The sequence below is a fragment of the Bacillus sp. MBGLi79 genome, from assembly GCF_002953915.1.
In genome coordinates, this window is record NZ_CP026521.1 from 2,598,198 (window position 1) to 2,624,613 (window position 26,416).

The 26,416-nt window shown below is 42.4% G+C and carries 31 protein-coding genes; 2 read left to right on the top strand and 29 right to left on the bottom strand.

All coding sequences use genetic code 11. The features are described 5' to 3' along the window. From hepS to C1T29_RS13020, 12 genes are all read right to left on the bottom strand, one after another. Nucleotides 1-756 (bottom strand): heptaprenyl diphosphate synthase component 1, encoded by a 756-nt coding sequence (hepS, locus tag C1T29_RS12965; protein ID WP_069839215.1) that lies wholly within the window; start codon nucleotides 754-756, stop codon nucleotides 1-3. 163 nt (nucleotides 757-919) lie between these two features. Then, nucleotides 920-1,147: a trp RNA-binding attenuation protein MtrB gene (mtrB, locus tag C1T29_RS12970; protein ID WP_003230576.1), complete on the bottom strand. Its 228-nt coding sequence runs from the start codon at nucleotides 1,145-1,147 to the stop codon at nucleotides 920-922. 21 nt (nucleotides 1,148-1,168) lie between these two features. Then, nucleotides 1,169-1,741, bottom strand: a complete 573-nt coding sequence (gene folE / locus C1T29_RS12975) for a GTP cyclohydrolase I FolE (RefSeq protein ID WP_003225516.1) — start codon at nucleotides 1,739-1,741, stop codon at nucleotides 1,169-1,171. Between the two features lie 187 nt (nucleotides 1,742-1,928). Next, nucleotides 1,929-2,207 carry a non-specific DNA-binding protein Hbs gene (gene hbs, locus C1T29_RS12980; RefSeq protein ID WP_003153447.1) on the bottom strand — a complete coding sequence of 93 codons (279 nt, stop codon included), beginning with the start codon at nucleotides 2,205-2,207 and terminating at the stop codon, nucleotides 1,929-1,931. Between the two features lie 374 nt (nucleotides 2,208-2,581). Next, nucleotides 2,582-4,060 carry a stage IV sporulation protein A gene (spoIVA, locus tag C1T29_RS12985; protein ID WP_014664418.1) on the bottom strand — a complete coding sequence of 493 codons (1,479 nt, stop codon included), beginning with the start codon at nucleotides 4,058-4,060 and terminating at the stop codon, nucleotides 2,582-2,584. A gap of 182 nt (nucleotides 4,061-4,242) precedes the next feature. Next, nucleotides 4,243-4,977 (bottom strand): hypothetical protein, encoded by a 735-nt coding sequence (locus tag C1T29_RS12990; protein WP_069839214.1) that lies wholly within the window; start codon nucleotides 4,975-4,977, stop codon nucleotides 4,243-4,245. A 21-nt stretch (nucleotides 4,978-4,998) separates the two neighbouring features. Next, complete coding sequence (locus tag C1T29_RS12995; protein WP_014664420.1) at nucleotides 4,999-5,202, bottom strand: DUF2768 domain-containing protein; 204 nt, start codon at nucleotides 5,200-5,202, stop codon at nucleotides 4,999-5,001. Between the two features lie 337 nt (nucleotides 5,203-5,539). Then, nucleotides 5,540-6,577: an NAD(P)H-dependent glycerol-3-phosphate dehydrogenase gene (locus C1T29_RS13000; RefSeq protein WP_095431510.1), complete on the bottom strand. Its 1,038-nt coding sequence runs from the start codon at nucleotides 6,575-6,577 to the stop codon at nucleotides 5,540-5,542. A 17-nt stretch (nucleotides 6,578-6,594) separates the two neighbouring features. Then, a complete protein-coding gene (engA, locus tag C1T29_RS13005) occupies nucleotides 6,595-7,905 on the bottom strand; it encodes a ribosome biogenesis GTPase Der (RefSeq protein WP_014480134.1) in 1,311 nt (436 codons plus the stop codon). Between the two features lie 153 nt (nucleotides 7,906-8,058). After that, on the bottom strand, nucleotides 8,059-8,253 hold the full coding sequence (locus C1T29_RS13010) for a capping complex subunit for YIEGIA (RefSeq protein ID WP_004398137.1): 195 nt from the start codon (nucleotides 8,251-8,253) through the stop codon (nucleotides 8,059-8,061). Continuing rightward, complete coding sequence (locus C1T29_RS13015) at nucleotides 8,250-9,143, bottom strand: YIEGIA family protein (protein WP_103749619.1); 894 nt, start codon at nucleotides 9,141-9,143, stop codon at nucleotides 8,250-8,252. The genes C1T29_RS13010 and C1T29_RS13015 overlap by 4 nt, the downstream gene beginning before the upstream one ends. Then, complete coding sequence (locus C1T29_RS13020; RefSeq protein WP_103749618.1) at nucleotides 9,140-9,739, bottom strand: YphA family membrane protein; 600 nt, start codon at nucleotides 9,737-9,739, stop codon at nucleotides 9,140-9,142. The genes C1T29_RS13015 and C1T29_RS13020 overlap by 4 nt, the downstream gene beginning before the upstream one ends. 80 nt (nucleotides 9,740-9,819) lie before the next feature. Here C1T29_RS13020 and C1T29_RS13025 point away from each other — a divergent pair, with 80 nt between their 5' ends. Beyond that, on the top strand, nucleotides 9,820-9,951 hold the full coding sequence (locus C1T29_RS13025; RefSeq protein WP_003225499.1) for a YpzI family protein: 132 nt from the start codon (nucleotides 9,820-9,822) through the stop codon (nucleotides 9,949-9,951). A gap of 42 nt (nucleotides 9,952-9,993) precedes the next feature. Here the strand turns inward: C1T29_RS13025 and fni are convergent, their stop codons facing one another. From fni to C1T29_RS13110, 17 genes are all read right to left on the bottom strand, one after another. Further along, nucleotides 9,994-11,043, bottom strand: coding sequence for a type 2 isopentenyl-diphosphate Delta-isomerase (fni, locus tag C1T29_RS13030; protein ID WP_103749617.1), 1,050 nt, complete (start codon nucleotides 11,041-11,043; stop codon nucleotides 9,994-9,996). A 12-nt stretch (nucleotides 11,044-11,055) separates the two neighbouring features. Continuing rightward, on the bottom strand, nucleotides 11,056-12,204 hold the full coding sequence (rpsA, locus tag C1T29_RS13035) for a 30S ribosomal protein S1 (protein WP_014477197.1): 1,149 nt from the start codon (nucleotides 12,202-12,204) through the stop codon (nucleotides 11,056-11,058). A gap of 232 nt (nucleotides 12,205-12,436) precedes the next feature. Beyond that, nucleotides 12,437-13,111, bottom strand: coding sequence for a (d)CMP kinase (gene cmk, locus C1T29_RS13040; RefSeq protein WP_069839210.1), 675 nt, complete (start codon nucleotides 13,109-13,111; stop codon nucleotides 12,437-12,439). A gap of 78 nt (nucleotides 13,112-13,189) precedes the next feature. After that, complete coding sequence (locus C1T29_RS13045) at nucleotides 13,190-13,366, bottom strand: YpfB family protein (RefSeq protein ID WP_052438154.1); 177 nt, start codon at nucleotides 13,364-13,366, stop codon at nucleotides 13,190-13,192. Between the two features lie 44 nt (nucleotides 13,367-13,410). Then, nucleotides 13,411-14,064, bottom strand: a complete 654-nt coding sequence (locus C1T29_RS13050) for a cyclic di-GMP receptor DgrA (RefSeq protein WP_069839209.1) — start codon at nucleotides 14,062-14,064, stop codon at nucleotides 13,411-13,413. 93 nt (nucleotides 14,065-14,157) lie between these two features. Continuing rightward, nucleotides 14,158-15,510, bottom strand: a complete 1,353-nt coding sequence (ypeB, locus tag C1T29_RS13055; protein ID WP_069839208.1) for a germination protein YpeB — start codon at nucleotides 15,508-15,510, stop codon at nucleotides 14,158-14,160. A 34-nt stretch (nucleotides 15,511-15,544) separates the two neighbouring features. Continuing rightward, nucleotides 15,545-16,462, bottom strand: a complete 918-nt coding sequence (sleB, locus tag C1T29_RS13060; protein WP_014664430.1) for a spore cortex-lytic enzyme — start codon at nucleotides 16,460-16,462, stop codon at nucleotides 15,545-15,547. A 152-nt stretch (nucleotides 16,463-16,614) separates the two neighbouring features. After that, the gene (gene prsW / locus C1T29_RS13065; protein WP_014664431.1) at nucleotides 16,615-17,271 is read right to left on the bottom strand and encodes a glutamic-type intramembrane protease PrsW; all 657 of its coding nucleotides are present in this window, start codon (nucleotides 17,269-17,271) and stop codon (nucleotides 16,615-16,617) included. Nucleotides 17,272-17,390: 119 nt separating this feature from the next. After that, a complete protein-coding gene (locus tag C1T29_RS13070) occupies nucleotides 17,391-18,365 on the bottom strand; it encodes a YpdA family putative bacillithiol disulfide reductase (RefSeq protein WP_069839207.1) in 975 nt (324 codons plus the stop codon). 108 nt (nucleotides 18,366-18,473) lie between these two features. Further along, nucleotides 18,474-19,748 carry an NAD-specific glutamate dehydrogenase gene (gene gudB / locus C1T29_RS13075; protein WP_014664433.1) on the bottom strand — a complete coding sequence of 425 codons (1,275 nt, stop codon included), beginning with the start codon at nucleotides 19,746-19,748 and terminating at the stop codon, nucleotides 18,474-18,476. A 158-nt stretch (nucleotides 19,749-19,906) separates the two neighbouring features. Further along, nucleotides 19,907-20,491: a genetic competence negative regulator gene (locus C1T29_RS13080; protein ID WP_003230533.1), complete on the bottom strand. Its 585-nt coding sequence runs from the start codon at nucleotides 20,489-20,491 to the stop codon at nucleotides 19,907-19,909. 158 nt (nucleotides 20,492-20,649) lie between these two features. Continuing rightward, nucleotides 20,650-21,429 (bottom strand): metallophosphoesterase, encoded by a 780-nt coding sequence (locus C1T29_RS13085; RefSeq protein WP_103749616.1) that lies wholly within the window; start codon nucleotides 21,427-21,429, stop codon nucleotides 20,650-20,652. 85 nt (nucleotides 21,430-21,514) lie between these two features. After that, complete coding sequence (locus C1T29_RS13090) at nucleotides 21,515-21,958, bottom strand: YpbF family protein (RefSeq protein ID WP_103749615.1); 444 nt, start codon at nucleotides 21,956-21,958, stop codon at nucleotides 21,515-21,517. Nucleotides 21,959-22,020: 62 nt separating this feature from the next. Continuing rightward, on the bottom strand, nucleotides 22,021-22,767 hold the full coding sequence (locus C1T29_RS13095; RefSeq protein WP_040082752.1) for a LysM peptidoglycan-binding domain-containing protein: 747 nt from the start codon (nucleotides 22,765-22,767) through the stop codon (nucleotides 22,021-22,023). Then, entirely contained in the window at nucleotides 22,718-23,320 is a 603-nt protein-coding gene (locus C1T29_RS13100) for a CPBP family intramembrane glutamic endopeptidase (protein ID WP_071578052.1), read from the bottom strand. The genes C1T29_RS13095 and C1T29_RS13100 overlap by 50 nt, the downstream gene beginning before the upstream one ends. A 26-nt stretch (nucleotides 23,321-23,346) precedes the next feature. Further along, nucleotides 23,347-24,837: a RecQ family ATP-dependent DNA helicase gene (locus C1T29_RS13105; RefSeq protein WP_103749614.1), complete on the bottom strand. Its 1,491-nt coding sequence runs from the start codon at nucleotides 24,835-24,837 to the stop codon at nucleotides 23,347-23,349. Further along, nucleotides 24,830-25,888 carry a YpbB family protein gene (locus tag C1T29_RS13110; RefSeq protein WP_069150772.1) on the bottom strand — a complete coding sequence of 353 codons (1,059 nt, stop codon included), beginning with the start codon at nucleotides 25,886-25,888 and terminating at the stop codon, nucleotides 24,830-24,832. The genes C1T29_RS13105 and C1T29_RS13110 overlap by 8 nt, the downstream gene beginning before the upstream one ends. 266 nt (nucleotides 25,889-26,154) lie before the next feature. Here C1T29_RS13110 and C1T29_RS13115 point away from each other — a divergent pair, with 266 nt between their 5' ends. Beyond that, nucleotides 26,155-26,403 carry a ferredoxin gene (locus tag C1T29_RS13115; protein ID WP_003225461.1) on the top strand — a complete coding sequence of 83 codons (249 nt, stop codon included), beginning with the start codon at nucleotides 26,155-26,157 and terminating at the stop codon, nucleotides 26,401-26,403. Nucleotides 26,404-26,416 lie beyond the last annotated feature (13 nt).

Consider the following 26,416-nt stretch of genomic DNA (forward strand, 5'->3'; position numbering starts at 1 on the left):
TTACCCTTCTTCCACTTTCTGATGATAGGTTTGATCTTGGCTGATTGTCTTCAGACGGTTTAATAAAATGTTCTGAATAGGAGAATTTAGAGGCAAAAGTGACTCAACGCTGTTTTTCGCTTTTTTAAAACAATCTTCTAATATCTCTTCTTTTGTTTTTCCAAGCTGTATAAAACTGCCGATCACGTCCAGAAATGTATCATTCCCGTTCATAAGCCGCTTAAATACAAAAAAATCACTCGCCAGCTTTTTCCAGCGCGGAAGGTTGAAGTGTTCTGCCACACGATGGAATAAAGCTGATTCAACGATGCCGACACTTTCGAAAAAATCGTTTTCGTCCTTGAAAGAACGGTCATATAGGCGGATTTTATGTTCATTGATTTCTTTGATAGCTGTAGCAAGCGTCCGAATCATGTAGATATCCTTCATTTCAGATAGTAAAGAGTAGTACAGCCCGCTGAAATAATCGCCCGCGAGAACAGTCAATTGGCGGTTTTTGTTTTCGTCTCGTTTTATGACTCTAGCTGTCGTCACTTCATCATGGGTATCAAGGGCGCTTTGTACAAGCATCGCTGTTACAATATAATTTTCTCTGTCGTTGTTTTTTATGTCTGCTTCTTCAAATAAAGCATGAAAAAGAAGAAGCTTATCCTCATCAATTTTCGGCGCAGAAATATGCTTCGCTAAATAAGGATGAGACAGCTTTTGTTTTAATTTTGTGTTCAAATTGGCTAAAGTTCCGTAGATGTCTTGCAAAAATATCACCCTTGTCCCCAAATTCACATTTATTTCTTAATCTATGTAAGAGTCTTATCTTTTCATTCGCTTACGCAGATATCATTATAGCATAAAAAAAAGAAATTGGCTGTATCCTCCCGCTGTTTGCGAGCATTTGCTTTTAACAGCGGGGACAGCCAGCTTATTTTTTTTCGCTTTTCATTTCTCCGTACGCGGTTTGAATCAGTGCCTCTCCTCTGACTTTGATGGCAGAAGTATGTTCTGTAAACTGAGCGATGATCACTTCTCCCTTGTCGAGTTTTTCGGAATGGTGAAACTTTGTGTCTGTTCCTCTTGTCAGGCCGATCACATTTACTCCATCCTCAACCGCTTTAATGACGACAAAATCACTTGAATGCTTTTGATTCATTTATAGCACCCTCTATCTTTATTAGTCCTGACGTTTAATATGCTCCAGTACTTCTGCACGGGCAGCGGCATCATCTTTAAAAACGCCTCTGACTGCTGAAGTGACAGTTTTTGCACCCGGTTTTCTTACACCGCGCATCGTCATACACATGTGTTCTGCTTCAACCACAACCATTACGCCATGCGGGTCAAGCGTTTCTACGATGCTTTCCGCGATTGTCGAAGTGATGCGTTCCTGAAGCTGCGGACGCTTTGCAACGGCTTCAACGGCACGTGCCAGCTTGCTGAGTCCTGTGACCTTTCCGCCTCGCGGTATATATGCAACATGTGCTTTTCCATAAAAGGGAACCAGGTGATGCTCACACATAGAATGAAACGCGATATCTTTTACAAGAACAAGCTCCTCATGGTTTTCACCGAAGATAGTCTGGAAATGTTCTTTTGGATCTTCATTCAAGCCGGAGAATACTTCGGCATACATCTTTGCGACTCTTTTCGGAGTATCAAGAAGCCCTTCTCTATTCGGGTCTTCTCCGATCGCTTCTAAAATTTGACGAACAGCTTGTTCGATTTGCTCTTTATTAACTTCTTTCATGTTCTATGTCCTCCACCAATGAATACATTTAATTTCGATTCTAGCACACATGCCCCGCTAAAAGCAAAGTGAATGCCCTGTCAGGAAGCCCATGCTCTTGAAATATGAAAAGCCCCTTAGAAAGGGGCTTTTCTGTGAAGAAATAAAGTGTATGTAAGCTAGATGCATACACGATCTATATTCACAATTATTTTCCGGCAACTGCGTCTTTAAGCGCTTTACCTGGTTTGAAAGCAGGTACTTTGCTTGCAGGAATTTCGATTTCTTCACCTGTTTGAGGGTTGCGTCCTTTACGTGCAGAACGTTCACGCACCTCGAAGTTACCAAAACCGATCAGTTGGATTTTATCACCGTTTTTAAGTGCATCTAAGATCGTATCAAAAACAGAGTCAACTGCTTTTGTAGCGTCTTTTTTAGACAATTCGCTTGCTTCTGCAACCGCATTGATAAGTTCTGTTTTGTTCATGCCTTTCACCTCCTCCCAAAAGGAATACATTCAGTTCGTTTATTATCATTTCTTCACAGTTCAGTCTGATTCTAAACCTGTCTCAGAAAAAAATAAGAGCAGGCAAGAGAAAGACAATTAAACGGCTTTTTAAGAAAAACTGCACTCTGAGGAATGTTTGTCCAACAAAGTGAAGAATTTCTGTATGTAGAGTAACACATATAAAAAGCCATATCAAGCATTTTAAAGCGTCAATCCCTTGCTCGTCAAGGATTTAACGTGATTTATCGAACAAATATTCCTTTTTTTACTTTTTTCATCCTATTCCTTGATCCTTTTCCATTATTAAGAGCAAAGAAAAAAGACCTCCCATTCTATAAAGAGGTCTACCGGTATTACAGGATAATGGCGATTAAGCCGCCAGAGCCTTCGTTGATGATTCTTTCTAACGTTTCTTTTAATTTATACCGTGCGTTTTCAGGCATGAGTGACAGCTTCGCCTGAATCCCTTCTCTCACAATTGAGCTCAGTGACCTTCCGAATATATCGGAATTCCAAATGGAGAGCGGATCATCCTCAAAGTCCTGCATTAAATAACGTACAAGCTCTTCACTTTGTTTTTCCGTTCCAATAATCGGGGCGAATTCGCTTTCGACGTCAACTTTGATCATATGGATCGACGGAGCGACAGCTTTCAGCCTCACACCGAATCGCGAGCCCTGTCTTATAATTTCCGGCTCATCAAGACTCATATCAGCTAAAGCAGGCGCTGCGATGCCGTATCCCGTCTGTTTGACCATTTTTAAGGCCTCAGACACTTGATCATATTCTGTTTTCGCATGGGCGAAGTCTTGCATGAGCTCAAGCAGATGGTCTCTTCCTCTGATTTCAACGCCCACAACTTCTTTCAGGATTTGATCATATAGATGATCAGGCGCATACAAATCAATTTCTGCCACCCCTTGGCCCAGCTCAATTCCGGCTAAGCCGGCACTTTCAATGAACTCAAACTCGCTAAATTGGCCGACAACCCTGTCTACGTCCCGGAGCCGTTTAATATCCTTAACCGTTTCCTTCACGGACTCCTGATAGCTTTCACGCAGCCAATGGTTTTCTTTCAGCACCATTACCCAGCTTGGGAGATTGACATTCACTTCAAGCACCGGAAACTCGTAGAGGGCCTCTCTGAGCACACTCAGCACATCTGATTCCCGCATGCTCTCTACACTCATTGCCAATACCGGGATATCATATTTTTCGCTTAAATCCTGGCGCATAGCCTCCGTTTCCGGGTGATATGGCCTGACTGAGTTGATGACCATAATAAAGGGTTTGCCAACCTCTTTCAGCTCTTCAATGACTCTTTCTTCAGCCTCTATATAGTCACTTCTGGCGATATCTCCAATGGTGCCGTCTGTCGTAATGACAACTCCTATGGTCGAGTGTTCTTGAATGACTTTTCGTGTGCCGATTTCAGCAGCCTCATGAAATGGGATCGGTTCTTCGTACCAAGGCGTGTTGATCATCCGCGGCCCGTTTTCATCTTCATACCCTTTAGCGCCGGGCACTGTGTAACCTACACAATCTACTAATCTTATATTCACATCGAGTCCGTCTGACACATGAACAGACATCGCCTGATTCGGAACAAATTTAGGCTCTGTAGTCATAATTGTTTTGCCGGCTGCGCTTTGCGGCAGTTCATCCTGCGCTCGGGCCCGGTCTGCTTCGTTACTGATATTCGGGAGCACCACAAGCTCCATAAATTTTTTAATAAACGTGGATTTTCCTGTACGGACAGCACCTACGACTCCTAAGTATATATCGCCTCCTGTTCGTTCAGCGATATCCTTGAAAATATCGACCTTTTCCAAGTGATCCCCTCCCGGACTTCCTATCCTTATCAATTTTATTAAGCTCTTTCAATCAAACACAGGACACTATATGTGTATGACGTTGTCCTATTTGAATATGACATCTTTAGAAAATTTCTCATCCTCAATCTATTAAAGTATAAAAAAACCTTTCTCCCTATTTGTATGCAAGGGAGAAAGGTTCATTCCTTTTTCATATCATTTTCTAAAAAAACAGGTTCCTGCTTGTCATTTACCGTATATTTCACAGAAAACGCGGGGACAAAGGGGGTTTCTTGCCAAATTATATCCTGGATTTCAGTCCCGGGTTTAAACGTTTTTTTGTTTTTTTTCAGGCAAGAAGCCAGCTCAGTCCGGTAATCGGCATATATTTCTCCGTCTCCATCAATCATAAGCGGCAAGGAATCCCCTGAGATTGGGCTTGTCACTGTAAGAGAGCTTCCATCCCCCAGCTTCTTCTCATCGAGTGTAAATAAATCATGTGATAGCACATCCTTGTAAGGCGGATATTGATGCTCCTGACGGTACATTTGGATACGCAATTTCACATCGCGAATTTTTTCAGCCATCTTCAGATCAATTAATTTAACAGTCGGATCGTTCTCTACGTCAACAAGCACGTATTGATAGTCTCCCCCGCTTTCATATGCCGTACTCGGAGGTTCAGCTATGTATCTTGGCGCTAACCGGTTAAAGTCTATCGGATATTTTTGATATAGCGGTGTCGACATATCTTTGGTTTGAATTGGAAGCAGCCCTCCATTTGCCTTTTGAAATTCATCAACAGCAGACTGAACCTGCTGCAGCTGGTCTTGATAAGGAATGGCATGCACACTGCTTTTCCGTTCATCCGGATACAAACAACCGGATAAAAACACGACTGCCGCAAAAATGATAGCGCACTTCAGTTTACCCATACAGCACTTCCTTTTACAGCTTTATTCATTGACAGGGCCGCTAAAAACCACGACAAACACAATAATTCCAGATATGAGCATACACATGTAAGCGAATGATGAAATCGTAATCTTCAAAAAACGGTTTTGGCACTTAAAGCGACTGAAATAGATGGAAGCGACAGCCAGAAACATCAAACCCATGGACCCTAGAGCAAACCACATTTTCATCAATGCCAGATTCAATGACGTGCGCCTCCCCGATATGTATGATGTAAGCGTTATATTTTATTTTAATATACAGCACCGGAAAAGATCAACCAGATTTTCCATCCTTTGATAGAACAAAAAAACTGAAGCAAAGAGGGGGACCTTCGCTTCAGTCAACTTGACTATATTCACCTGCACGTTTAAGAAACACTCTCTTGGACTTCGATGCTATAGTATGCGACTTGGCATACAGATGCATCCTCTATTGCCTAAATCGGCAAAATGTTTCAGGAGATCCCAAGACTTGGGTATTCTTCTGTTTTTCGGGCTTTCGTTCAATTAAGATATGCGATTCATTATACGATTGACACTTTTACTTCACTTGATTTTCAAACGTATTTACTAAATCCTCCATCTCGTGGGTTTTCCCTCTCGCCATTAAAGATTCAACAGCGGTTTCCACTTTTTGTCCGTTGAATAGAACCTGATGGAGCGCCTCTGTAATCGGCATTTTGACATCATATTTCTTCGAAAGCTGGTAAGCCGCTTTCGTCGTTCGGACGCCTTCGACTACCATTCCCATCTCTTCAAGAACGTCTTCAAGCTTGTACCCTTTTCCGAGCAAATTGCCCGCACGCCAGTTTCTGGAATGAACACTTGTGCATGTCACAATTAGATCGCCTACTCCTGTCAATCCAGAGAACGTCAAGGGATTCCCGCCCATTTTCGTTCCAAGTCTCGCGATTTCGGCAAGTCCGCGTGTAATCAAGGCAGCTTTGGCGTTGTCGCCGTACCCTAAACCGTCTGTAATTCCTGCAGCAAGGGCGATAATATTTTTTAAAGCCCCTCCGATTTCAACTCCGATAACGTCAGGATTTGTGTACACCCGAAAATTATGATTAATAAATAAATCCTGCACCTCTTCCGCTGCTTTCATGCTTTTTGAAGATGCAGTAACAGTTGTGGGGTGCCGCAGCCCTACTTCTTCCGCATGACTCGGACCAGAAAGGACAACGATATCTTTTCTGACATCACTCGGAAGCTCTACTTCCATAATTTCAGAAATGCGCAGGAGTGAATCCGGCTCTATCCCCTTGCTGACATGGACAAAGACTGCCTTTTTCGTTATAAAAGGGACAGCCTGCCTCAGCACTTCCCGAATCGCTTTTGTCGGAACCGCAACGATAATGACATCTGCGTCTGAAACAGCCTCTTTCATATCTGTTGTTCCTTTAATGGATGTAGACAGCTTAACATTCGGCAAATAATCCTTGTTTTCATGCAACTCATTAATTTGATGAATTAAATCTGCACGGTGAGCCCACACACACACTTCATTTCCATTATCAGTTAGAACTAAAGCCAGTGCTGTTCCCCAACTCCCCGCTCCAAGCATTGTGACTTTTTTCATGTTTGATTCACACCTTTTTATTTTCTAGCTCTTGCAAATATTTTGATTGGTGTCCCCTCAAAACCGAACGCGTCTCTGATTCGGTTTTCTAAAAACCGTTCGTATGAAAAATGCATCAATTCCGGATCATTTACAAACACAACGAAGCTTGGCGGCTTCACCGACACTTGGGTCGCATAGTAAATTTTCAAACGCGAACCGTTATGAGTCGGTGTCGGATTCATTGCCACAGCATCCATGATGACATCATTTAAGACATTCGTTTGAACTCGAAGTGAATGATTTTCACTTGCTTTGATAATCGCAGGCATCAGCGTATGGATCCGTTTTTTCGTTAAGGCAGACATAAATAGGATTGGCGCATAATCCAGAAATTGAAAATGATCGCGAATATTTTCTTCAAATTCTTTCATCGTGCTCTCATCTTTGTCAACAGCATCCCATTTGTTTACGACGATTACGACGGCCTTGCCCGCTTCGTGTGCATAACCGGCGATACGCTTGTCCTGTTCAATAATGCCTTCTTCGCCATCAAGCACAACCGCCACGACTTCTGAGCGGTCAATCGCTTTCAGCGCCCGCAGTACACTATACTTCTCAGTCGTTTCATAGACTTTCCCTTTTTTTCGCATACCTGCAGTATCGACAATGACAAACTCCTGCTGGTTGTAAGTAAATGACGTATCAACAGCATCTCTTGTCGTTCCAGCCACGTTGCTGACAATAACGCGTTCTTCGCCAAGCATGGCGTTCACAAGTGAGGACTTTCCGACATTCGGACGTCCGATCAGACAGAATTGAACAACTTCCTCATTGTATTTCGTTTCTGGAATGTTTTTAAAATGCTCTGCAACGGCATCCAGTAAATCACCCAGTCCGAGTCCGTGTGTTCCCGAAATTGGATATGGCTCGCCAAAGCCTAGCGAATAAAAATCATAAATATTCGCTCTCATTTCTGTGTTATCCAGTTTATTAACCGCTAAAACAACAGGCTTTTTTGTGCGGTACAAAATTTTCGCTACTTCTTCATCAGCAGCTGTTACGCCTTCACGGCCGTTCACCATAAAAATGATCACGTCCGCTTCATCCATGGCGATTTCAGCCTGCTGGCGAATTTGAGCTAAGAACGGCTCATCACCGATATCAATACCGCCCGTATCAATCAAATTAAAATCATAATTCAGCCATTCAGCCGAGCTGTATATCCGATCCCTTGTCACGCCAGGGGTATCTTCTACTATTGAAATTCTTTCTCCCGCAATCCGGTTAAAGATTGTGGATTTTCCTACATTTGGTCTCCCGACAATGGCTACGACAGGTTTACCCATAGTACCCTTCCTTTCGATCCAGCCGCTTTCATTTTTACATAAATTTTCAACCGGTTATTAAAATCATTTCATTCACTTTTATGAAAAGAAACCCTTCAGAGGAAGGGCTTAACTCATTTATTATATCAGTTTTTACCGGGATCACAACTATTCTTAAAAATGTTTCACGATCAAATACACGTCATCTCCGATTCTATGCGCTATTCCATCAAGGATTGCCTCAAGATTTTTAGCGAAAAGCTCCATCTCCTTTTGGTCATTGCAAAAAAAGACAGGCGCTCCCCCTGCAGCCCGGTTTCGATTTGTCGTAATCACAGACAAAATCACTTTCGTGAGAGATTCACTCATCCTATCACCTTATCCTGATTCTTGATAAACTCTGTCGGCATTCTAATCGCATTTTCCAGGGTTGGAACATTGCTAATAATCTGTACTGCCGTTTCGGGGTAGTGAATTTGCGGCAGAACAAAAACTGCCACTCTCCCGTCATTTAAATCCCGTTTTGCAATTGGGGTCAGAGACGGCTCTCCTGAATCTCGATAAACCCCGAGCACATTGGAAACATCAAATAAAATCGCCTGACGCTGCCCTAAATTGGCTATCGTCGCTGCTGAATTAAAGTTTTTTGGCGTTAAAATAAAGCCCATGCCATGCTTTAAAATCAGCTCCTGTTTCTCTGGAAGCCCGATATTCATCATATAAATATTATCAACAAACAAGCCCGGACCATCAAAGCGCGGCTTTATGTACTCGATGTCTACAATATCCTTTAACACACTGCCCGACATAAATTTCATGGCCAGTAAGAAACAAACGACAGCCGCTATGACTGCAGCCCAGATGGATAAAAACACATACGCGGAGGTTGTCAAAAGTGCTGTAAAGATCACAATATAATTTCTGCTTTCAAACGCAATGGCAATCCCCTCAATATATGTGCTTCCCCTCGAGACAAGTTCATACGAATCCATTTGCGTCAATGTGTTCCGCTCCATGTTTCGAACATCTCTAAATTGCGTCGCTGCCAACGTTAAAAATGTGATGGCCGTAAATTCCTGCTGCAAAAGCGCCGGCATAATAATTGCACCTAAACCAGCCGCTATCATCCCCAGTGCGATATGAATCACTTTCCCATGAATATAGGTCGGATACTGGCGATAATCCGTTTTCAGCATATAAAGCCTTGTTGCAATACCGGCGATGACCCCCGTAATAATCGGATAAATGTAATCACTCATGACATTTTGGTAGCTCCTTTGTTTGATCTTTTGCTTTTCTGACCAATCTGGCTTGCGAGCTGTTCGTATTTAGATATGCCAAACAGCAATATCATCCCCGCAGAACACGCATTCAGCCATTGAAAGCCGCCGACAGCCAAAGCCCCGGCCAACTTTTGAATCACAAATGAATACACAAGTTCGCCTTGGCACATTCCGAGGACAAATAAGGCAAGCTGCTTCTCAAAATCCCTTTCAACAGAAGCTGTCAAAAGCACTATTAATATAACGGCAGCCCACTCAGGTTTTATGATGAACCAAACCGGGTCATATAATGCAAAAAGATAAACAAACGCATACGCGGCAACAAGCGTCAGACAGACTAGAATGTAACGGAAACGATACATTCCCAAATACCCGGCATAGACACACCCGCAAACGAAAAACATTATATATGCAGCGTTAAGGGAAAAATATAAAGCGATGTCATGTATGCTAAGAATAATATTAGTTAAAATAAAGACAGAGACGGCAAATCGTCTTTTTGTCTTTTGGATAATAAATGTTGTCAGAACCCACAGAAACCACATTGACCAATAGTAATAAAATTGTTCCATTTTACACTTCCTCCATATTTCCAGTATGGAGTCAAAGCGCATTTTTTAAACAATCTCTCTCACAATTAAGGAGTATGATCATGGGAAAAGACAGACAGGAAAAAAAACTCAAAGCTTCAGGAAGAGTCGAATCAGACCGCGACCAGTCCATTCACTATGACGGAGCGACAAGCCTTGAACAAAACGGAAGATTCAAAAAACGAAAATCATAATACGAAAAGCCCAAACCACATATGGTTTTGGGCTTTTATCATTTATCGCACACTATAGCTTGATGTATTGACCCCTCTTTCTGTGAGCCAATGATGAGTTTCACCTTTGATCACAAGAGGCGCCTTTTGTAAATCGGCAATCGTACTGGCGCCCAGCACGGTCATAATCATCTTTAATTCCTCAAGAATCAGCTGAATCTCCTCAAGCAGTCCTTCCTCACCACTGTCAGTCAGCGCTTTTAAAAAATGCCCTGCCATTCCGGTACAAGAGGCTCCCAGCGCAATTGCCTTTGCCACGTCAAGTGCATCCTGCAGGCCGCCAGAGGCGATCATGGTGCTTGCGGGAAACTCAGAGCGGATTTCCGCCAAACTTGCAGCTGTTGAAATGCCCCACGAATTAAAAAAGGTGATTTGCCGCTGCCTTCGGAGATTTTCAATTTTCGAGAAATTCGTCCCCCCATAACCGCCAATGTCAACAGCTGCAGCACCAGCTTCATACAGCTTCCCTGCCGATTCTTTGCTCATACCGAATCCGACTTCTTTCACAATGACTGGCACACTGACATGACTGCAAATTTGTTCAATACGTTCCAGTGCTCCGCTAAAGCTTCTGTCTCCTTCAGGCATCACAATTTCCTGAATCACATTGAGGTGGATCTGCAGTGCGTTTGCTCCAATCATCTCAACTGCTTCCTTTGCCTGAGCAGCCGTTGCCTCGCTTCCCAGGTTGGCAAAAATCAGCCCGTTTGGGTTTTCCTTTCGAACTATTTCATAGGAAAGACGCTCTGATGGATCTTTTAATGCTGACATTTGCGATCCCACAGCAAGAGGAATTCCAGCCTGAGAAGCCGCTCGCGCAAGCGATTTATTAATCTCATATGTAAGTTTTCCGCCGCCGCCAGTCATTGCATTGATAAAAATCGGCGAACTGCTTAAAAGTTCGCCGATTTTTGTGGAAATATCTACTTGTTCTAATGCAAGATCGGGCAGACTGACGTGAACAAACGTAATATCATCAAGACCTGTTTCCCGCTTTTGGCCGGTGGACAAGGCATGATTGATGTGTTGTCTTTTTCGTTCTGCTCGAGTCACGTTTATCACCAGTTATTTTAGTTTATTCAGCTTATCTCCGATCAGATCTCCAAGCTGGAAGCCAGTGCTTGTTTCTTCCTTCGCTTGATATTGACGGTAATCTTCCTGATCAGCTTTAGGCGTTTCTTCAAGTTCACGCATGCTTAATGAAATGCGCTCCTCATTTTCATTCACATCAAGAACCTTCACTTTTACAGTCTGTCCTTCTTCAAGGACTTCATGCGGCGTGCCGATGTGTTTATTGGAAATTTGAGAAATATGAACAAGACCTTCAACACCTGGAAGGATTTCAACAAAGGCACCGAAGCTTACAAGACGCTGTACAGTTCCTTCAAGCACATCGCCAGGCTTCACTTTTTCGCCGATTTGGCTCCAAGGTCCAGGCAGTGTATCTTTGATTGATAATGAAATACGCTCATTATCACGGTCAACCGATAGCACCTTCACTTTTACTTCTTGTCCCTCTTCAACAACGTCAGACGGTTTCTCTACATGAGAGTGAGAAAGTTGTGAAATGTGCACAAGTCCGTCGATGCCGCCGATATCTACAAACGCGCCAAAGTCAGTCAGGCGCTGCACTTTGCCATCAAGTACACTTCCAACTTCAAGAGACTGAAGAAGTTCCTGTTTTTTATTCGCTTGTTCACTTTCAACAACGGCACGGTGTGAAAGGATCACGCGGTTTTTATCACGGTCAAGCTCTACAACGAGCAGAGACAGTGTTTTTCCTTTATAGTCAGTGAAATCTTCAACGAAATGTGCTTCAACAAGCGATGCCGGAATAAAACCGCGAACGCCGATATCAACGACAAGGCCGCCTTTCACGACATCTTTTACTTCAGCTTCAAACACTTCTTTTGTTTCAAATTTTTTCTCAAGGTCTTCCCAAGCGCGGTCTGCATCAACAGCACGTTTAGATAAAATCAAAGCATCGTCTTCCACTTTTGTTACTTTCAGGTCAAGCTCGTCGTCTACTTTAACAACATCCGATGCTTTCTCTACATGAAGACTTGATAATTCACTGATTGGAATAATACCGGATTGTTTAACATTGATAATTTCTACATCTACATGCTTGTCCTCTACCTTTGTGACAATCCCTTTAACTACATCTCCAACCTCTGGCACTTGAACATCAATTTGATTCATTTCCTCTGTCATTTGAATAACCTCCTTGGTCCAAACCTACACAGCTTAATTAAAACGGTTTGAAAGCTGAACATATAACATGCCCGCTTTTAGCCGAATATGTATTAAAGAATCATCCAAAAAAGTTTTTTGAATGATCAATAAAAAGTTTTATTAGTATTAACTTCTAATAAAAGGACAGGTTTGTCAAGCAATAACATTCTATCTTCGTTGAAAAATTCAAAAAAAGTGGCATTTGCCATCCTCAGCGGGACTTTTGCTCCACCGCATCGAGGATTTTATCAGCTACCTCTTGAATGGAAAGCGATGTCGTGTCGATTTCAAGAGCGTCTTCTGCTTTACGCAGCGGAGATACTTCACGCTCAGAATCAAGCTTGTCTCTTCTTGCAATTTCCTCAATTAATGTTTCGTAGTTGACATCAAAGCCTTTTTTCACATTTTCTTCATAACGGCGTTTCGCTCTCTCTTCAACAGATGCCAAAAGAAAGATTTTCACCTCTGCATTTGGCAGCACGTGAGTTCCAATATCACGACCATCCATGACAACGCCGCCTTTTTCCCCAAGCTGCTGCTGGCGTTTCACCATTTCTTCTCTGACACTTCTATGCTTGGCCGCAATTGAAACCTGGTTGCTGACTTCATCTGTTCTGATCGCCTCAGTTACATCAGTGCCGTTTACAAGCACTTTTTGTCCTTCTTTTGTCGTAATCAGTTCAATGTCAGTCCGCTTTAATAGCTCAGCCAATTTTTCTTCATTTGTCAGCTCAACGTTTTCTTGTAAAGCCGCGTACGTTATCGCCCGGTACATTGCTCCTGTATCAATATATATGTACGATTTTTTCTCAGCCACAATTTTGGCGACAGTGCTTTTCCCTGCAGCTGCCGGGCCGTCGATTGCAATCGATAATTTCTTTTCCATAATTCCTCTCCTTGCTCTTTTCTCCTCTATGGATTGTATCATGAACTTTATGAAAAAGGGTGAAAAATTGATGAATAATTAATGTTTGAACGTTTCAATCCTATTGTTTTCCGCCATTTTATCCACCCCTTCATATTGAATCACTTTTGATACGTATGGTTCAATATGCTGATAGTGAAAAAGAAATTGGACACCAAGTAAAATGATGGCCTGAATGAACACTAATTTGATCAGCAGCCGTTCAAATGTTTTCATTGGAGCACCTCCATTACTAATAGTATGGAAGTGTTTGACGATGTTTATTCCATTCGGGCTTTTCTTCTCTTTTTTAACTGGCGCCGAATGCAGTATTGAAGCAGAGCCTGCTGGTCACTTGCTGCAATTTCTGAATACTCTAAAGTCATTTTGCGTTTTCCTGACTTTGGGTCATCAAAGAGACGTCTGACAACCGCTTCTGTTTCTATTTGACGTGTGTGCTCCTCTTCAGAAAGACAGATGATCAGGCGCAATGATTCCCCGGCTTGAAAAGAACGTCCATCAGCTAAAACCACGGCGATGCCGCCTGCACTAATGTTATAGGATAGTGTGCGGAATTCTTCTTCATTTGCCGGCTGAATTTGCACATCTAATACCGCATCAGTTCTTACATACTGGCGGCGCTGGATTCTTTTCAGTTTTTCACGGGGAGGCACTTCAAGACAGATCATTTGAAGTTTGTCCTTCACTTTGCCTTTTATACGGCTTGTAAAGCGGTAAGGAACTTCGTCTTTCCCCACAAACTCTACCGTTACTTCCATATCATTATGTAAAATCACAGTTCGCCCTGTAACTACATCAACCGGATACGCGATCAAAAGCTCATTGTTTTCGATGCTTACCGCCTTAGTTTTTGCCTTTTTCAATTCATTTTCTTCTATATATTCTAAAAGTACATTTTCTCCAATCTCTATCATTGACTTCACTCTTTCGTATTCATTATACTCACGTTTTTATTAAAGCACGTAATGAAAAAAAGGAAAAGACTTTTAGTCCTTTCCTCCTGTTTTTTATAGGTCTTTATATATAGGTTCTGCATTTTTTAATTTTTCAACCTTTTCTTCTGTGCCATCATTGGCATTTATATACATTCTAAATGTGTCATTTTCAATGGTTCCGAGCATTTCATAGCATAACACTTCTTGACCAAGTTCATTTGTAATTAAAGCGAGCCTTGTTTCTCTCACTTGTACATTTTTATTTAATTTAGATTTTGCCTCTGCTTCAGTAATTGCCGGCTCAGGTATAGTTCTTTTTCTGTGGGATGTTAGGAAGTCTCTTGCTGAAAAACCGACAACCTCACCGTCATCCAAGGCCACTTTCATGCGGATTGCCTCCGGGTACATCCGGACTTTATTTTCAACAGGGACATATGAAAATACGCCGATTTTATCATATTGGGCACTTTCATCAATTTCCAAATCATCTGTTTCAAATCCGTTTTTCTTTAAAAATGCGAGCGCTCGGTTCGATCCGTCATTCAAACTGATTTTCTGGTTTTTCACTTCTCTGTTTTGGATCAAATATACCGGATGCCCGCCCTTCTTCGTGATATCCATATAAATCGCTGCTTTATGGTCTGGGTCTTTCATGCTGATGCTATATACATCGCGATTTGTTTTTTTTCCGCTCTTTACCACCTTAATTGAATAATTGTCATCAGGGGCAAAGCGCTCAGCAATTTGTTTTGCTTCCTGTTCGGAAATTTGTTTTCCCTTCAGGTGGCTGAAACCCTTTTCTTCTTTTTTCGTGCTGGTGAAACTTGGGCCAAGGTCAGTGCCGGTGGAGAATGCACCAACATTCTTTTCGACAGTTTTAAAGCTGTTGATAATTGTATTGTCACTTTGTTTTTCGTCTGAAGCCAGTGCCATTTCTACGTCCATCCAGCGAAGGTTTTTGCTCATGACAAGGTGCTGAACATGGCGCAATTCATTTTGGATATCTTCAGACTGCTGATAAAGCTTATTTAGTGATGTATACTCGTTTTTATCAAGCGGCTTCTGGTCCAAATCTCTGACTGACGTTTTATAGCTGAAATCACCGATCTTTGATAATAGCTCTTCCGTTTTATTAAACGGCATTAATGTAAGCGGCAGCTGACTGACGCTATTATGTGCTTCAGAAGTAATTCTCCACACATCAATCAATGCAGGCGACAGTGATTTTTGGCTGTTCATGGCAAGTGTTGTTCCGATTTTATCATGAAGCTGATCCACCTGATAGGTAAGCTCATGAAACGCCCGCTGATAGTTATTTTCAGCATGAAGAAGAACTGCGTCTTTTTCCTGGTGTTCTTTGTATCCCCAGTAGCCTGTACCGACTATTGCAATACCAAGCACGGCGATTAAAATTCCTCTGATCATTTATCACACCTCTTTTTATGCTTTCTCATATCTGCTACTCACAGAAAATGTGTTTACCGATTCTTTTAATCTGCGGACGCCCCCAAATCCACGGACTTGTAGCCGTATCCGGATTAAAGTAGTAAAGTGCTTCCTCTGACGGGTCCCAGCCATTGATAGCATCCAGCACCGCTTCTCGGGCCGTTTCATTCGGCTGCATGTAAATTTGCCCGTCGGCTACTGCTGTGAAGGCAAGCGGCTCAAAAATAACCCCCGCCACTGAATTTGGAAATAACGGGCTGTTCAAACGGTTCAAAATGACTGCTGCAATCGCAACCTGCCCCTCGTATGGCTCGCCCCGGGCTTCGCCATAAACCGCTTGAGCAAGCAGCCTGATATCGTTGTTGGAAAATCCACCAGGCATGTTCGCTGCTACTGCATCCTGTTTTCTTGCTTTTGCTGGTGTATTGTTTTGCTGTTTATTCGCATTCGCTTTAGGCTGCTGCGTTGTTTTTTCCGCAGGCTGTTTCTGCCTCGCTTCCGCTTGCTGTCTTGCTTTTTGTGTTGCTGCTTTTGACGGTTTCGTCTGATACTTCAGCGGAATTTTTCCGTAATGCGTGAATGTGTTCCCTTTATTGAGCTGTTCCATAACATATTCACGATAATACTTAGATTTACATATTAAGGTATGCTTTGTTTTAGCCCCGACAAGGCCGTCAACCTCTTTTAACCCGAATTGATCCTGAAAATTTCGAACTGCCCAGTATGTTCCCCATCCATAAACCCCGTCAATTTTTCCGTTATAATATCCGTTGTATTGAAGACGCGCCTGAAGCTCGACCACATCATCCCCTGTTGCCCCTCTTTGAATGACCTGATTCGAAAAGGCAGAGATCGTTTCAGTATTAATAAACGTCGTTATTGTAAAGGAAAAAAGGATGAGACATGCCATAATCGATCCTTTGGACTTCATCTTTTCAAGCCTCCTACAGCAAATTTTTAAGTGTAATCGTATTTTCTGTAACGAGGTTATTTTTATACACTCTTTCCTTGTTATCCCTCAGAACATAAAATCTCTTTTGTAAAAACTGCACACAAAAAAGCCGCACGATTGCTGTGCGGCTTCTATACTTGCATCATATTAACGGAACGGGCTTTTTTCGCTTTACGTAAACCAAACCACCATAAAAATACCATAAATGGAAGCATGTAATAAATCCAATTACTAAGCGCTGTCAGGATAAAATCATATGATCCATGCAAAAGGGATGGGAGAACTAAAGAAAGAACAAGCCACTTCACACGCGCCTTATCAGCGGAAAAGCGCGCTTTTCCGAGGTAAAATCCCATTATCACACCAATCAAGGCATGGCATGAAACAGGCAGGAGCGCTCTGACAAACGCATGCTCCACACCGTGTCCAATTAAATAAAGAATATTTTCGAGGGTTGCAAAACCGAGTGATACACTTGCACCGTACACAATCCCATCATAATGCTCATCAAAATGGGCGTGCGGGTAAACACTGATCATCAGTATAAACCATTTTAATGATTCCTCTAAAAACCCTGAAGATAAAAAAGAAACGAAAAAGCTTCCGCCTCCTACATTCTCTTTTTCAAGTACATACTGGATAAACATTGTGGGAAATACAAGAACAACCCCGAGAAAAAACGACCGAAGCACCATATGTACAGGTTCATTATCATACTGATCTTTTAAATAAAAATAACTTAACAGCGCGATGCCGGGGGCAATTCCTGCAGAGATGATTGCAAACATCAGGCAACCTCTTTCCTTTATATTCCTACGTCTATCCTACCATGTTGTTTATCATTTTACATCTGTCTGCACGTAAAAAAACAAAAAGAGCATACGAATGCATCATATGCTCCTCATCTTTAGTGGTTTTCTCTTTTGGCGATTTCCGCTGCGATTTGCCCTCCATGAAACCTGCCGTTTTCAATAAATATTTCATTTGCATTGTTTCCCGCAGCAATAACCCCGGCAATAAAGACACCTTCAACGTTCGTTTCCATTGTTTCTTCATTGAAAAATGGACGTCCTGTTTCTTTATCAATCTCCACACCAATTTTTTCAAGAAATTGATGGTCAGGATGATAGCCTGTCATGGCAAACACAAAATCATTTTTAATGGTAATGAGCTCTTTCTCTCCGGAACGAAACACAACTTCATCCTCGGTGATTTTTTCGACACAGGCGCCAAATTCCATACGGATTGTACCGTTTCTGACGAGCGCTTCAAATTCGGGCAGAATCCACGGCTTAATGCTTGGCGAATACTCATTGCCCCTATATAAAACTGTGACACGCGCTCCAGATTTCACGAGTTCAAGGGCGGCGTCCACGCTTGAATTTTTCCCGCCGATGACCACAACATCTTTATCAAAATACGGATGGCCTTCTTTAAAATAATGAAATACTTTCGGCAAATCCTCACCGGGTATATTCATATAGTTTGGATGATCATAATAGCCTGTGGCGATGATACAATATGGCGTCGTATAGGTCTCTTTTGACGTCTCAATAACGAATGCGTTATTTTCTGTTTTCGTCACTTTATGCACCATTTCAAACGCATTAACACGGATGTTTTTCCGTTTAACGACTTCCCGGTAATACGATAAAGCCTGAATTCTGACAGGCTTCCTGTTTTCTGTAATAAATGCCACATCTCCGATTTCGAGCTTTTCACTTGAGCTGAAAAAGGTTTGATGTGTCGGATAATTGTAAATACTGTTAACGACATTGCCTTTTTCGATGACGAGGGCATCAATGCCAATTTGTTTTAGGTGAATGGCAGCAGATAGTCCACAAGGTCCTCCGCCTATAATAATTGCTTTTTCTTGAATCATTTCTGTCAACTCCTGCGATTGGCATTTCACTTCATATTTTCTATTTCCGAATAAAAAAATCTCCTATTTTATCATAGGAGATTTTTTATTTTTATGCAAATCATCAACTTATATCCAGCCTCTAAAACGCGAAGCTTCAGCCATTTTGCGTACGCCGACCATATATGCAGCTAGCCTCATGTCAATTCTTCGGTTATTAGCCATTTCGTAAATATTGTTAAATGACTTGATCATCATTTTTTCTAATTTTTCTTCTACCTCTTCTTCACTCCAGTAGAAGCCTTGGTTATTCTGAACCCATTCAAAATAAGAAACTGTTACGCCACCGGCACTTGCCAGCACGTCTGGTACAAGCAGAATGTCTCGGTCTGAAAGAATTTTTGTTCCTTCAAGCGTTGTTGGCCCGTTCGCCGCTTCAACGACAATTTTAGCCCGGATATTATGGGCATTTTCTTCTGTAATTTGATTTTCAATCGCAGCAGGAACGAGAATATCACAATCAAGCTCCAGCAGCTCTTGGTTCGTAATGGTATCGTTGAAAAGCTTTGTTACAGTACCGAAGCTGTCGCGTCGGTCGAGTAAATAATCGATATCAAGGCCTTCCGGATCATAAAGTCCGCCATATGCATCTGAGATGCCGACAACCTTTGCTCCCGCATCATGCATGAATTTTGCCAAATAGCTTCCCGCGTTTCCGAAGCCTTGGACAACGACACGCGCACCTTTAATATCGATGCCTTTTTTCTTGGCCGCTTCTTTAATACAGATGGTTACACCTTTTGCTGTCGCAGATTCTCTCCCGTGAGATCCGCCAAGCACAAGCGGCTTGCCTGTAATAAATCCAGGCGAATTAAATTCATCAATTCTTGAATACTCATCCATCATCCAAGCCATGATTTGTGAGTTTGTAAATACATCTGGCGCCGGCACGTCTTTTGTCGGGCCGACAATTTGGCTGATCGCTCTGACATACCCTCTGCTCAGACGCTCCAGCTCTCTAAACGACATATCCCTTGGATCACAAACAATTCCGCCTTTACCACCGCCATATGGAAGATCAATTATGCCGCATTTTAAACTCATCCAAATTGAAAGCGCCTTCACCTCTTTTTCTGTTACGTTCGGGTGAAAACGTATCCCGCCTTTCGTCGGACCGACAGAGTCATTGTGCTGCGCACGATAACCTGTGAAAATCTTTACTGAACCGTCGTCCATACGAACAGGTATTTTTACCGTTAATAACCTCATCGGCTCTTTTAACAGTTCGTATACCTCTTCGGGATACCCCAATTTTTCCAGAGCCTTATGTATTACGGTTTGGGTTGATTTTAATACATCAAGTTTGTCCTCTTCTGTATGACCGGTGTTTCGATCGGCTGCCATTTGAGTTAACCTCCTAGAATCTTCTGTTTCTCACATGCTCCCTTTCAGAGAATAGTATACACCTTCATCTGATCTGTGCATAGAATAAACGTTATGTTTTTCCATGTTTTTTACCGAAAAAAAAACTGCTGTGAAATCAGCAGTTTTCCGTTGCATTCTTATGAAAAATGAGTTTGTATCGTCTCAACGGCATTACCGTCCATAATGAGCTTACCATACTCTTGCAGGCGATAAATTGTTAAAGTTGTCGGATTGCCGTATTCAGCCAGAACCGCCACAACCCCCTCAGCCGTATGTGACCCCAGATCTTCAAGGCTTAAAAAGTACTGCCCGTCATAGTGGTAAACAGTTCCCCCTGTGATACCGATTCGCTGTAAGCTTTCTGAAAGCTGAATGATATCTTCAAAGGAATGGAATTGATATATGATGTCCGCGCTTTCATCAAGCTTGACTTGCATTTCGATGTAATCATCATCATACTCATCGTCTTCTGAATCGGCGTCTTGGTTCTTTGTTACGATCACGACCATCCCTTGTGCTTGGAGAGAATACACTTCCACTGCAATCGGTCCATTCGCTTCAAAGCCGAGCTCTGTATTTGCTTCATTCATCATATCTTTAAATAACTGGTGGACTTTAAATGAGTCCTTCCAGAGGTCTTCTTTTGTCAATCCCCGGTCTGTCAAATCATCGAGGGTTAAAAAGATTTTGATCTTATTATAATTCAGACGCTCAAGCCGCATAACGTTCCCTCCTGCCTCTACTTGCACACAAATCATATAACACATTATATGAGATGATGAGTCATAGGTTCTTAATTGTTATCAGTTTACACTGAGTTCACTAGTAAGACAAGCACAATGCAGTTTTTATTGCCATATGGATTTTTGCTTTTTAGAAGTTACTCTGGTCCGCAAAGAGTCACAATGTGTGTTTCAGGCTCAGCACCTAAACGCAGAGGCACTTTTGTCGTGCCGTAGCCGTTGCTGATCAGATAAGCCGCATTTTTAACAATGCCTGTTTTCCCCAGTTCATAAGGGCCAAATTTCCCAAACCTGATCTGACCTCCATGGGTATGTCCGCTGAATATCACATCAATACCGTCACCTTCATTGATTTGCTCATGAATCTCCGGATTATGACAAACTAGAATATTCAGCTGGCTTTTGTCGAGTTCTTTAATGGCTTCCTCATAATGATCCATCTCCATCCTGATATCATCAGCCCCGGCAATCGCAATCGTATGGCCGTTGTACGAAAACGGAACTGACTCATTCCTCAGAGTGATGACGCCGTGCGCTTTGAATATGGAATACAGCTTATGCTGTTTGACTTCATAATCATTATTCCCCCACACAAATACAACAGGAACTCCTAAATCAGCGAGCCTTTTGATGTTTTCCTCGATTCTCGGAATAGGCACCCCGCCCTCAGCTAAATCTCCGCCGATGATTACGAGGTGAGGGGCATGGCTTCGCGCTTTTTCCAAAAGGTCTTGATCGATAAGACGTTTGTGAATGTCCGAAATAAAAAAGATGGTAAGTGGCGGCTTGCCCTTCATTTTTGATAAAGGAAACGTATGTGTTTTTAAATGGTTGCCTTTTGCAGTTGAATACATTTTTGCCGTCATTGCCGCTGCCGCAACAGTCAGCACACTGGCAATTTTCACTGATAGCTTCATAAAAACTCTCCATTCTTTTTTAGAACTTATCAATAAGACGGACAATAAAAAAAGACGTTTCTACCGTTTGAGAAAACGCCCGATTTTATTTACTTTCAAAATATAGATTAATGTCATATCTGTGCTTCATCATTTGAAAAACAGACTCTCTCGCCTTCCATTTATCCGGCTGCGGCCAAAGATCAGTGCTTTTCTGAATAATTTCGCATCTCAGTTTATGGAAATCACCCTCAGCTTTTTCTTCCTTTTTCTTAAAGTAATATGAAGTGCAGTATGCAAAAGCAGTTGCCATCATCCAAAATAAATAAAAGGTATGGCTGAGCATTTCTTGAAGTATGAGCTGAGGCGCCGGGCTTTTGACCATAATCAAAAGACATAATAAGCCTAAGCAAATAAGTGAAGCCCATCGCCATCTGCGGCATTGCAACGCATAATTTTCAAATTTTTGTTTTCGCTTCACCAGCGCTTGGAGCATCTGTTTGGTCGGCGCGTCTGTAAACTGATCCAGCTGATTCCATAAGGATTCCATACGCTTCACACCTTGTCCATTTTCATTGCTACAATATATGAACGTAAAAGAAAAAAAATGCTCTATTCATCCATTAAGGGGATGTCCAAAACTTGTCCGGTGTAAACATCATTTCCATTCAGATGATTATACGCCCGAATTTTTTCTTCTCCTGTCCGGCTTTTATAATACTTCATGGAAATGCGGTATAGCGTTTCTTTCTTTTGAACGGTGTGCTTGACAATGCGATTCGGCTCAGGTTGAGCTGGCTCAGCCGGCTTCTGTTGCTGTTCTTGCCGTTGTACTGTTGATTGGGAAGAGGAAGCAGCCGCGGCGGTTGCTTCCTCCTTATTTGCCGAGTCTTCTTTTTCCGCTACAGCAGTCTGTTTCTGATCAGCAGCTGATTTTGCCGGCTCTTTCGCCTTTGAATCTTCAAGCTTTTTTTTTGACTCCTTTTGCAGTGCTGTCTCTTTGGTGTCTTTAGTGTCGGCATTGTTTTTATCCTCTGATTTCGGGACAACCTCGTATTTGCTTTGGCTGCTGTCGATAAAAACATCTTCATAATCGTCATGATTATCCGGGTGGCTCTTTAAATAAAATAAGGTAACTAAAACGATAACCGGCACAAATACAAATAGTACAGCGAGTACTGTAAATAATGGCGTTTTTGTTTTGCCTTGCTTTTTTTTCTGTTCTCTTTGATTTTTTACGGATTGTCTTGTCGGGAGGCTTTCACCATCATCATCGACATAATCGTCCGCCAATGCGGCATTTTGATCTTCATAAAGATTCTGGGCTTTTCTTCTCTCTACTCTCGACATGTTCGTCATGTTTATCCCTCCTCACATGTTCAAAACGAATCTGACAGGCAAACACGGCATCAATGATAAAATGTGCCGTCATCGGAACAAATAAGTTACCGGTCCATTCATACATCAGACCAAGTAAAAAGCTGATTGCTGTCACCATAATAAATAACAGCCATTTTGACAAATACCGAAAGTGCAGAACGGCAAAGATAAGGCTGGCCGCCCATAAACCGATATGAGTCTGCAGCACTCCTCTGAATAACATTTCTTCCGCGAAAGCAATCAGAAGCGTTAAAAATATAATATGAGGGATTGACCTCTTACTGAATATTTTTTTATTGATTCCGCCGTCATCATATAAATGATGTGGGCACCATTTCATTATTGCCATATCGGCTAAAATAACAATAACCGCTATAGAAACACCATACCAGATGATTCGCATATCGCGAATGTCCCAGAGCTTTAATACATCCCGTATATCCTCAAAAAAGAACAGCCCTGCTGCAGCTGCGGCAAAGATGATGAGTAGCTGCGTCAAATATAACTGCTTCAGCATATCACGGTCAGACATATGCTGAATATAATCTTTTTGCTGTTTCAGTTCAGCTCACCTACAGTCTGCAAGCTGAATATCCGGTGCAATTCCGAACTCCAGCTGTCTAATGGCGCCATTTTACTCCGTTCCCCTATTTGTTCATACAAGGATAAATCAAAACCGCAATGAGAACAGCACGGGAAGTTTCCGGCATCTGGCTCGTACGATTCATCAAAGTAGGTTAACAGTGACTGCCTTAAACAGCCCTCACGCTGAAGCAGAAAAGATACACGGCGCATTTTTTCCAGCTTCAGCTCCATGCGGTATGAAATTTCTTTCTTCATCAGTTCAACTGACGTTTTCCCCTGCATAAAGAGATGAATCATCGTACGGGCCTGTGTCTCTCCGGCGCCATACTGCATTAATACGTCACGCAGTCTTCTCTCATCCCGCTCCTCCGTCTTCTCTAGCACACGGATCACGTCGGCGATTTCTTCAGCTGTGACACTCTCCATTTGGATAATCTGCTCCTGCAATTCAAAATCCCCTGGCGCCCGCAGCAAAATGCTGACACTCGGCTTTCCATCGCGGCCCGCTCTGCCGATTTCCTGCATAAAAGCTTCAGCCGTCTGCGGGAGGTGAAAATGAATCACATATCTGATATCAGGTTTATCGACACCCATTCCAAACGCATTCGTACAACATATCACATCAAGCTGGTTATGAATAAACTGCTGCTGAATTAAAATTCTGTCACCCGACTCCAAACCGCCATGGTAAAAGTCTGCTCTGCTGCTCGTTTTGCTTTTAATTTCACCAGCTAATTCCTCGGCCCATTTCCGTGTCGGACAATAAACAATTCCTGGACCTTGCAGGTTTTCAACCAGCTGAATGACCCTATCTATTTTTTCGGCCGCATCCGCCGCATTTTCAACCCTCAGTGCGATATTCGGGCGATTGACTGAGTTGAGATGCTGGTCAGCATGCTGCAGCTCCAGCAGGTTCATGACATCTTGCAGCGTATCCTTTGTAGCCGTAGCAGTCAATGCCAAAACGGGCGGGTGTCCCAGTATTTTTCTCAGTTGTCCGAGCTTTGAATAGTCAGGCCTGAAGTCGTGGCCCCATTCAGATATACAATGTGCTTCATCAATAACAAAAAGGCTGATCGGGACGTTTTTTAATTTTTCCAATACATATGGAGACTGCAGAGCCTCAGGGGACAAGTACAAAAATTTATAGCGATGAATATGTTCTAAAACAAATTGTCTTTCCTGCCTGTTAAGCATGCTGTTCAAAGCGGCCGCACGCTTTTCTCCCCGGGCTTTCAGCTGCTGCACCTGATCTTCCATTAAAGAAAGCAGTGGAGAAACGATTAATACCATGCCGTCAAGCATATAACCAGGCAGCTGGTAGCAAAGCGATTTCCCTCCCCCAGTCGGGAGCATTGCAATGGTATCCTTCCCGCTGAGAATACTTCTAATAATGTCCTCCTGCCCTTTTTTAAAGGAAGTAAAACCAAAATAATGATGTAACGTTTGCTGTAATCTACTCATATTGCTGCACCTGCTTTGTCAATGCCAGTCTGATTTGAAAGTAGCTGAACCGCTGCCCCAGACCGTCACGAATTTGTTTGATTTTGTTCGTCCGCATCCGTTTGGCAAACGCTGCAATTTGGATTTGATCTTCTGCTGAAACATAGTCATTAATTATAAACGCAGGCTCGTGAAGAGAAATCTCAACAATATGGTCTTCGATCGTCGCTGTTTTCAGCTTTCTGATTTCGGCAATTCGATGTATCGGGAAACCTTGTTTGACCATCTGCCATGTTTTCCTCGTTGACTCTGTCAGGGCATTATCTAAATGCACATCAGAAAGTAGATCCTTTAACAAAGCATCTTCACACTCGGGAAGAGAATGAATAAAATAATGTACCGAAGCCCAAAACATGATATAGACATACCATTCATCTTCTTTCAGCGTGTCAGCAAGCTGCCTGCTCGTATAACCGATCCGATCGTGCGAGGTTAAGGAGTAGACAAAAATTTGCGCTGCTTTGTCTTCGATCTTTTTCAAATGCGCCTCAAGCATGGCGAAAAGGCTCCTTGCCATCTCTTTATGATCCGTATGCCGGGACAGGTATTTCTTTACCCAGTGAAGTGTCTTGTAATCCTTTGTGACAGGAATATATCGCCTGCTCCCTTTCTGCTTATGGGATAAGACCTGCACAAGCAGCGAAAGCCTTTTCCAAAGCACGCTGGCAGCCTGCTGATAATGAGCACCGTGGCAATGAACGGGCCAAGGCCGCTCACTAAGGGCATGCCTCAAAACTCCTTCGCCGCTGGCTGTTACTTTGTATGTATCTGTTTCAGACAAAGGCGCGAGATATGAATGCTTTTCAAGCTTGTCAAGCGACGCAGAAATATCGTTTCTCGAACATTGCGCCGCCATTCCAAAGTATTTTGCAGTCTGAAATAAGCCGGCATCTTGAATGGTTTGTGACGATCTCTTTCCTTTGAATAGGTGAAAAACAGCGCTTCCCGACCGTTCCCCATTTATTTTGCAAAGGCAATCGAGAACCATAATATCGAAGTAATTTAATGACAACCTATTCACCCACATTCTTCCTGACAAAAATCGTTGATTTGCTCTTTTTATTTTAACAGATTTCAAACAGAAATCGACGTTTAAAGTCATCATTAAGGGGGATGTTATGTAGATAACCCCTTATGTGATAAGCATTCTCAATCATTTTTCTGTTGAAATGTGGCAGCAACATCATTACAATAAGTAAGAGGAATAGGTGTTAAATTGATTAAATTATAAAGATTGATCCATTTGTTCCACCAAGAACAATCTGGGAGGTTTTATTCATGGCAAAGTACACAATCGTAGACAAAGATACATGTATTGCATGCGGCGCTTGCGGAGCTGCTGCACCAGACATTTACGATTACGATGATGAAGGCATCGCGTTCGTAACGCTTGACGAAAACAAAGGTGTTGTCGAAGTTCCTGAGGTACTGGAAGAAGATATGATTGACGCATTTGAAGGATGCCCTACTGATTCCATCAAAGTGGCGGATGAGCCATTTGAAGGCGACCCGCTTAAATTTGAATAGAAGTAACAAAAAA